1 protein-coding gene is annotated in these 1913 nt (G+C 46.6%); it reads left to right on the forward strand.

Annotation, left to right across the window (positions count from 1 at the left end; all coding sequences use genetic code 11):
- Window positions 1–1913: HAMP domain-containing protein (locus Q0541_RS33910; protein ID WP_298921441.1), on the forward strand; the 1913-nt coding region annotated here is incomplete at both ends.

The raw sequence follows: 1913 nt of genomic DNA on the forward strand, positions 1-1913 counted from the left end.
CAAGGAGTAGCGGGTACTTGGAAAGATTTAACTGACAACGTTAACTTAATGGCGGGTAATCTCACCGGACAGGTGCGAAATATTGCCGAAGTTGCGACTGCGATCGCAAATGGTGATCTATCTAAAAAAATTACCGTAGATGTCAGAGGTGAAATTCTAGAACTGAAGAATACCATCAATATAATGGTCGATCAACTCAGTTCCTTTGTAAGTGAAGTGACGCGGGTTGCCCGTGAGGTGGGCAGTGAAGGTAAACTGGGTGTACAAGCAGATGTTAAGGGTGTCGCTGGCACTTGGAAAGATTTGACTGAGAGTGTAAACTTCATGGCGGGAAGTTTAACGGCACAGGTGCGAAACATTGCGGAAGTAACTACTGCCGTTGCAACAGGCGACTTATCCAAGAAAATCACCGTCGATGTCAAAGGTGAAATTCTGGAACTCAAAAACACCATCAACACAATGGTGGATCAACTCAATTCCTTTGCATCAGAAGTAACAAGGGTTGCGCGGGAGGTGGGAAGTGAAGGGAAACTGGGCGTGCAAGCAGAAGTGCGCGGTGTAGCTGGCACTTGGAAAGATTTAACTGATAGTGTGAATTTCATGGCGGGAAGTTTAACGGCACAAGTGCGGAATATTGCCGAAGTAACTACCGCCGTTGCAACAGGCGACCTTTCTAAGAAAATCACCGTCGATGTCAAAGGTGAAATGCTGGAGTTGAAAAATACCATTAATACAATGGTGGATCAACTCAGTTCCTTTGCTAGTGAAGTGACGCGAGTCGCCCGTGAAGTGGGAACTGAAGGTAAATTGGGTGTGCAAGCCGAAGTTAGAGGAGTGGCAGGTACTTGGAAAGACTTGACCGACAACGTAAATTTAATGGCGGGGAACCTCACCGACCAAGTGCGAAACATTGCCGAAGTTGCAACTGCGATCGCAAATGGTGACTTATCTAAGAAAATTACTGTTACTGTCAAAGGCGAAATTCTGGAACTCAAGAATACCATCAATATAATGGTGGTTCAGCTTAATTCCTTTGCATCGGAAGTCACAAGGGTGGCGCGGGAGGTGGGAAGCGAGGGTAAGTTGGGTGTGCAAGCCGATGTCAAGGGTGTGGCTGGCACTTGGAAAGATTTAACTGATAGCGTGAACTTCATGGCGGGAAGTTTAACGGCACAGGTGCGAAACATTGCCGCCGTCACCACCGCCGTAGCTAATGGCGACTTATCTAAGAAAATCTCAGTTGATGTCAAAGGTGAAATTTTAGAGTTGAAAAACACCATCAACACGATGGTGGATCAACTTAATTCTTTTGCAAGTGAAGTTACAAGAGTTGCGCGTGAGGTGGGAACTGAAGGTAAGCTGGGTGTACAAGCGGAAGTTAAAGGTGTCGCCGGCACTTGGAAAGATTTGACCGACAGTGTAAACTTCATGGCGGGAAGTTTGACGGCGCAAGTGCGAAACATTGCTGAAGTTACCACAGCTGTAGCGAAGGGTGACCTTTCCAAGAAAATCACTGTCGATGTTAAAGGCGAAATTCTGGAACTCAAAAATACCATCAACACAATGGTGGATCAGCTAAATTCCTTTGCATCAGAAGTTACGCGGGTGGCGCGGGAGGTGGGAACCGAAGGTAAATTAGGTGTGCAAGCCTACGTCAAAGGAGTTGCAGGTACTTGGAAAGATTTGACAGACAACGTTAACTCGATGGCGGGGAACTTAACGGCTCAAGTTCGCAACATTGCGGAAGTTACAAAAGCGGTAGCTAATGGCGACCTTTCTAAGAAAATTACCGTCGATGCCAGAGGCGAAATCTTAGACTTGAAGAATACCACCAACACGATGGTTGATCAACTAAGTTCCTTTGCAAGTGAAGTAACGCGGGTGGCGCGGGAAGTGGGAACTGAAGGGAAGTT

The organism is uncultured Nostoc sp., assembly GCF_937863485.1.
Taxonomy (GTDB): domain Bacteria; phylum Cyanobacteriota; class Cyanobacteriia; order Cyanobacteriales; family Nostocaceae; genus Nostoc.